Annotated in this window: 1 protein-coding gene; it reads left to right on the top strand. The window is 37.2% G+C overall.

Annotation, left to right across the window (positions count from 1 at the left end; genetic code table 11):
* Positions 1-40 precede the first annotated feature (40 nt).
* On the top strand, positions 41-8,364 hold an 8,324-nt coding region (locus WKI42_RS08570), incomplete at its 3' end, for a Rib/alpha-like domain-containing protein (RefSeq protein ID WP_368081697.1).

The following is an 8,364-nucleotide window of genomic DNA, read 5'->3' on the forward strand; positions in this document are numbered from 1 at the left end:
TAAAGATTGCTTTTTTATTATATTTTCCTTAGGAGGAGAAATGGAACATAAAAATAAGTCATTCAGTCGAATGAAACGTCATCAGAGTGACAAGGTTTTGCGCTATTCTATTCGTAAATATAGCTTTGGTGCGGCTTCAGTAGCTGTAGCAGCACTGATGTTTTTAGGTACGCATGCCGTTAGTGCGGATGTGATAGATGATAAAAACCAATCTGTCATAGGCGCACCGAATCCAAATGAGGAGGAATCGCCTCTGGTAGTGCCTGGTAAAACAGAAAAAATTGAGGAAACCAAGGAAACTGAAAAAGTTGAGGTAGCCAAGGAATCTGAGAAAAGAGAAGAACCAGCTAAAAATCCAGAAGCCGTAGAAACTAACTCTCTAAATAACGGCACATCTACTAGCGCCATAACTGCAACTAAAGATGCTGGTGCTGATAAAGTGGCAGAGAAACAAACATTAGATAAGTCTCAGTTACAAGCTAGTATCACAAACGTTCAAGAACTCTTGGATAAAGTCAACAAAGAAAAAGCTCCAGCTTCAACTCTTGCTGCAATCCAAGCAGATTTAGAAAATGCTAAAAATGCATTAAATAATAATGAGTTAACACAAGCTGAAATTGATGCAATAGCTAAAAAACTTAATGAGAAAATTTTTGTATTATCTTCAATGCCGAAGGCTAATGCTCCTGAAAAAGTAGTAAAAGAAGGCAAAAATACGATTGCTAATACTGGATCTCGTGATTCACGTAATGGTCAAAGTATGGGTGAAGGGACTGGATTTAGGGCAGATGGTGAACGTGTGGAAGGCGCGTTAAATAACGTAAAAGAGTATATATCAGAGGATAAATTTAATGGTGGTGGAACAACTACTGGTCAACGTGCCCGAACAATTGAAAAAACATTCATGAAGGCCAAATATAGTCAAGAAGACGGCAAGAAGTTTATTACTTATGATGTTTACTTCCAAAATGATGGTAAAGCTTTGAATGGAACTACTGGAGATGCATTTTGGTTTTATCCTCCTCGTGATCTTTTGTATAGCGGTGGTAGATATGTAGGGGATACTATTGCTGAAGCTTACTATGAACGTTATCAAAATAATGCAGGTACTGGACTGCTTTCTGAAAATCCTGGAAATTTTACTAAAGTAGATACGTATAATGCACTTGAAAAGCTTTTGAGAAATAGAAGTAATCAGGATGATAGTACCAGAAGCCAATGGGGCGATAGGATTAGTCTTTATCAATTAGATGGTGGTCCTGCTAGGGGAAATCCTAGTCAGGTACAACAAATGTTAAAAGACTTACAAACTAATGAAGAGTTAAATCGTATTATTAGATTAAATAATGACCCCAAAGGGAGTCTTCCTGAACTGTCTTATTCTCAGCTATTAACTATAAGCGGTGGGCGAAATTATGCTTATAAATATCATGTTAAGATGCGTTTGAGAGATAATGTTACTCCTGAACAAGCCAAAAAAGCGGGTGCAATAGCTGTAACCGCTAAAGAAGGAAAAGCTATCACTGCGCTTCAGGCATATGTGTATGCTGCTACTGGAACGAGATTGGAAAGTAAACCAGATGCACAATTATATCCTATAAAAGGGAAAGAAGTTACAACAACAGTTGGGGAATCTCTTGGAAATGTAAGTAATCCTGTAGCATCAGGTTTTGTAGTTCGAGATAATGATACTAAAGATTTCCCTGGTGACATGCATTGGAGTTGGCTAAATGGGGAACCAAGTACTAGTACAGCAGGAGTATTCAATCATCAAGTAAAAGCTACCTACAGCGACAATACTTCAAATACTACTACTGCCACACTAAAGGTTATTCCACATAAACCTGCTATTGATCAAAGTTCTGTAAATGAAAAAGCAGGGAAGACTGGGCAAACGGTTACTGTAAATGTAGGTAATGGAGTGCCTAAGGATTCTATAGTGACCTTATATAGTGATGGTACGATTATTGGAACTGGGAAAACTACTGGAACAACTGCTACAATTACGGTATCAAAAGCATTACCGTCAACAGGGATTACAGCTAAAACAAGTGTAACAAATAACTATGGAAAAGTAGAATCAGCTTTTAGTGCGCCTGCAACACCAACACCTGAACCTGACAGAGTGGCTCCAACTGTAAAAATTGTTGATAAAATAAGAAATAATGCTGAAACAACATTAACGGATAATGTTTCAAATGCACCAACTATTGATGTTTATCGCGGTGCAAATATTGAGTTGCCTTTAAAATATTACGATAACAATGCGGCTGGTAAAGTAAACATTCAGTATGTTTCTGGACTTCCTAGCGGTGTTTGGTTCAATGCAAATGCTTCTGCGAATTCTAATGCAATCATTAGCGAATCAGGAAAAACTGAAAATGCTCAAGGAAGTTATACCGTTCGTGGTCATGTTGACGCTACTGCGCGATTAGGTATTTCTACAGTTACATTAAAAGTATCGGATGCGGCAAACGGAGATGTAAATCAAGGGAATAAAAAAGAAGTGAAATTCCGTGTTCGTGTGTTAGATCTTGACTTTGAACAAGGTGTTTCTACGCAAACCGGTGCTTCAAAAGTTTCTAAGGAAGTAGAAGTAAACCAAGCTGTAGGGGATCCAAATAATTACTTAACAGTAAATGATGGGTCACAAAGAAGCGATAGCTTATTCCCAAGTGGTATGACATTCCGTTATATTAGAGGTACAGAGTATAAGACAAACTTAACATATACTGATCCTGGTAAATATACTGTAAAAGCGGCTGCCTTCTATCCAACAACATATGTACCAACAAATGGCGAATCAGTCACTGCAGCAAATGCTACAGGAGATAATGTCGATGAAATTCGTGGACGTGCTTATATTGCTAGAGATATTGAATTCCAAGTGAAACCGACAGCACCGACTGTAACACCTCAAGAAAATGGGGATGTAGTAGTTGCACATACGAACCAAACAAATGTAAAAACATTAAGTTTCACATATACAAATGGTAGTGGTGCACAACAAACAGTTACTGCAACGAAAAATGGTAACAGTTGGACATTAGATAACCCTTCAATAGATGGAATAACGATTGATTCAAATACAGGTGCTGTAACAATTAAAGACCGTTCAGTTGGTGATGCTTCTCAAGTAACTGCAAAAGTAGCAACATCAGATAGTGTTAATAGCAATAATACTACGGCAATTGCAAAAACAGGGGATCGTGTCCCTCCAACATTTGAATTCAATTCAAAATATACAGAAGTAGTGAATGGTCAACGCGTAGTTTATGTTACACCAACAGAAAACTTATCAAATGGTTCTATTACATTAGGAACAGTAAAAGATAACTCTGGTAAGTTATTAGAAACAGTATTATTCCACGGGAATGGTTCATCTTATAACTTAGAATATGGATTAACTTATAATGATAAACCTAGAACTACTAATGGAGATTTTAATGCTCCTCACGATATTGTAATTAAGGGAACAGTTCCAAAAATTAATCCGAATACAAATAATATCTGGGAAAATGATTCAGCATTAGTAACACGTTATGTTTCAGCAATGGATGCTGCGGGAAATCAATTGAAAAACCAATCAAATGAAAATTCAAATCCGTTACGTGTACAGTTCAAGATTTTGTCACAAGCAGCTAAATATAATCCGCAAGTAGCAACGCAGACTATTAATAAAGACGTTACTGCTAATGGTGCTAGATTGTCAGATGATGAATTTAATGCCATTAAATCCAATATTACATTTACAGCTAATAAAGGTGATGTGAGAGTAGCGCATAATACTCCAGATATGAACATTACCATGAATGAAAACGGAGCAGTAAAACGTAACTCGAATGGTACTTATTATGTTGGTGCAACAGTTCGTTATCCTGATGGAACAAGTGAAACAATTCAAATTCCAGTTGAAAAATCAGATAAAATTCCACCAACTGTAAAAATGAATGGTAAAGAGTTGACTGAAAATGCAGCGGATAATCATTTCATTATTTATAGAGGTGCTAACTTTAATCCAACATTTGAAGTGAATGATAATTCTGGAGTAACGACTTATCTAAAAGCAGACGGTATTCCAAATGGTGTTTGGTTCAACAAGCAAGGAAGCGCTGATTCTCCTAAGACAGAGAATATGCCTAATGGGACAAGATATCAATTGTCAACAAATAACACTGTTGATAGTGATGCTACATTAGGTGAGCGTGAAGCGCGTGTTACTGTAAAAGATGCGTTAAATAACGAGAAAACTTATAAATTCAAATATACGATCGTAGACGTTGATGTTAAAGATAGTCCTAAGAACGTTCGATTAAACTCACAATTAGGAGATCCACATCACTTCTTGACAACTACAGCAGCCAATAGAGTTAATTCAGACGATAAGTATTTCCCAGGCGGAATGCAATTCAAATGGATTAAGAATAATCAAGAGGTAGCACAAACTACAACATTACCAACATCAGGGCATGTTACAGATTATACAGTAGTTGCTGAGTTTGCAAATGGTGCAACAAGTTATAATAAAAATATCGATGGTAAGGATGTAACCATTTATACACCTGCTAGAGTTGGAAAACCAGTTACATTTATTGTGACGGAAGATTCTCCTCCAACTGTGAAAATGACAAATCCATCTGATAATGGAACAACTGAATTATCAGGAGACGATTCAAATTCTCCAATTGTGACTATTTATCGTAATGGTCAATTAGATATTCCGTTAAGCTTCTATGATAATGAAGCAACAGGACGTGTAAATCTTCAATATGTAGAAGGATTACCAAAAGGCGTAACATTTGGAGGAACGAATAATACAGTTTCAGTTACGGGAGCAGTGGTAAATTCAAATGGTAGACATACGATTTCAGGACGTGTTGCAGCTGATGCTACATTAGGAATGTCTACAGTAACTATGAAGGTTTCAGATGGAGCAAATGGTGTAGATTCAGGAAACAAAGGGGAAGTGAAATTCCGTATCCGTGTCTTAGATGTTGACTTTGAAGAAGCAAGATCACCAGAACCAAATCAAAGTTCTATTACTGTAGAAGCAAATGTAGGTATTAACGTTCCGGATCCAAACCACTACTTAACAGTTAATGATGGAACAAACCGTACAGACCAGGGCAATTTCCCAAGTGGAATGACATTCCGTTATGTAAGTAGTGATGGAAGATCAACAACTCGTACTCTTCAATATAATGCTCCGGGCCAATATACTGTTAAAGCAAGAGCTTATTTCCCAGTAGACTATGCGGGAACAAAAGGAATTGGTGAAGTAGTTTCTGGACAAACTGGAGATAATACAGAAATTAATGGACGTCGTTATATTGAAAAAACAATTGTGTTCAGAGTAAAACCAACAACTCCAGTTGTTACACCTCAAGATAATGGGGATGTAGTAATTACACAACGAAATGAAACGAATGTTAATCGACTAAGTGTAACGTATACTACACAAGGAGATAATCCACAAGAGGTAACATATACTGCAGCTAAAAATGGAGATACATGGTCATTTGGAGGAGGAACTCCAATTACTATTGATGGAACAACAGGTACTGTAAAAATTAAAGACCGTTTAGTTCAGGATGGTTCAACTGTTAAAGTTAAAGCAATTACTGGGGATGGTATTCTAAGTGACGAAGGTACAGGTGATGCTAAACCAGGTGACCCGATTTATCCAACGGTTGACTTCCAAAATACGGAAACAGATGCAGAAGGATATCGTGTAGTATATATCACACCAACAGAAGACACTAATATACCAGTGGCAACGTTGAGTGATAATTCAGGGAAATTAATATCAGCCGATTTTGTTACATATAGTGGATCTTCTACTGACTTACGAAATGCGAATCTTGATTTTTCTAATAGATTTGCTAAAGATAGTGCAGAAACACAACATGCAGCACCTGTTACACTTAATATTACAGGTAAGTTAGCAAAACAAAATCCTCAAAGACAATTATGGACAGATGGGGAGAGAATAGCCTATATCTGGGCAGATGCAGAGGATGCAGCTGGAAATCGATTACACGGTTCTCCAGGAACTAAAGAAACTTCTCCGAATAGTAGAACAATAGTGAAGCTTGCAGCATTAACACAAGCAACGAAATATACGCCGACTGTAACGACTCCACAAATTAATCGTGATATTAGAAAAGCTAATTCAACATTAACTGATGAGGAATTCAATAGCATTAAAAACACGTTAACATTTAGAACAGATAAAGGTACAGTTAATGTCGATAAAGATACAGCGGATTTATCATTTACATCGAACAAACAAGTAAATAAAAATGCTGATGGTTCGTTATATATCACAGCAACTGTGTCGTATCCAGATGGCTCTACAGAAACTGTTGATATTCCGATAACTGCGCCGGCGCAAAAAGACATTTATACACCAACGACAGTTGCGAAAACAGTAGATAAAGGAAATAACCCAACGGCAAAAGATAGCATTTCAAATGCGAATGATTTACCGATAGACACAACGTTTGCATGGAAGACAGGGACTTTAGATACATCAACACCAGGAGTAAAACAAGCGACAGTAACGGTGACGTATTCAGATAAAACAAGTGATGAAGTAACAGCTACTGTGAACGTTAGACCAACGAAACCAACGATAGCTCCAGAAGCAAATGGAGATGTTACGGTAACTCCTGTAGATGAACCGAATGTGACTAAATTAGAAGCAAGTTATACTCCAGCAGACAGTCATCAATTGGATCATAATGGAACGGTGACGAAAACTCCTCAGACCGCTACAACGATTGTGGCTACTAAGGGAACTGATAACCAATGGACGATTACAAGTGGTGGAAAAGATGGTATTAGTATTGATTCAAACACTGGTGCAATTACATTAAAAGACCAAGTTGTAAAAGATCAGACAAGTGTGACCGCTAAAGTTGCCGCTCAAAATATCGAAAGTGCTGAGGGAACTGGAACGGCTACTGATGGTGACCGAACAGTGCCAGTTATTGGAGCTTCTTCACAAATAGTAGAAGTTGGAAAAACGCTTAATATTCCTCTTGACCTATCAGATACAGGAGTAGGTATTGATGATGCGAATATTAAAGTTACAAACTTACCAACAGGTTTAAGTTATGATGAAAAAACTAAATCAATCACAGGTACTTTAGATACAGTTTCTAACAATACTGTTACAGTAGCTGTCTTAGACAAGAACGGAAATAAAGCAGACAAGACAATTACGATTACAGCTGTTAAACCAAAAGCAATTTTCGCTATTAAAGGTGATACTATTGAAAATATTGATACTGCAGCTAACTTTGTAGAAGTACCTGAGGGGGTTACTGCATCATGGAAAAACAATGACAAACCATCAACAGCAACAGTAGGAACTACGAATAAAACTGTGACGGTTAGTGTACAAGGGGATACAAGTACCAAAGATATAGATGTACCAGTCAAAGTATATGATAAAGTGACACTCAAGAAACAAACACACGTGAATGCATTAGGAACATTATCTAATGGACAAAATCCAGCAAGTTACGTGAACACCCTACCTAAGGGAGCAACCGTAAAATGGAAAGATGATAAAGTTCCAGATGTAAGTAAAGCAAACAAAGATTTAAAAGGAATTATAGAGGTTTCTCAAGCTACAGATGATCCAAACAAACCGATTAAGTATGATTTAGAAGTAAACTTACCTACTTATAGTGCAAGATTGACGCAACCTAGTTATGAGACAACAGTAGGGACAGACTTTGGGAATTTTGATGCCAATAGAGGAGGATATTTCACTCACGATTATCCAGTTCAAGGCGACACTAAGGTCAAAGGATTTTGGAGTTCTAAACGCTACTACAATGCAGGTAGAGATAAGACAGCTAATACTATAGGAAGAGTAGAAGACACGATTGGTGTATACTTCCCTAACGAAGACGGGGTGATAGATTATAATGAAAACCGTAAGCAACTATTACCTATTACCTTTGACGTCAAACCACAAGCACCAACGTTGAATGCAGAAGAGTTCAAAGGTAAATCAGGTGAAAAACCAGCCGTTACGGTATCAAACTTACCAACAAGTTCGCAGTTATCTACAGGAGCAACTGTAAAAGTTCAACTGAAAGATGCTCAAGGGAATATAGTTGCAGAAAAATCTGTTACACCTAGTGAAACATCAGTAACATTTGCAGAAACCGATTATAGAAGAGAATTATCACTAGGGGAACGATTAAGTGCTAATGTTATTGTTGATGGAACATATAAGAAACTAGTGAAAAAAGCGACTGGAACTGAGTTAGAAGATGATTCATATAGTTTATCTTCTGGTAATAGTAATGAGGCAGTTGTTAAACCAAATGCGCCAGTGATTACGAC

Source organism: Streptococcus pseudopneumoniae (assembly GCF_038148935.1).
Taxonomy (GTDB): domain Bacteria; phylum Bacillota; class Bacilli; order Lactobacillales; family Streptococcaceae; genus Streptococcus; species Streptococcus pseudopneumoniae_U.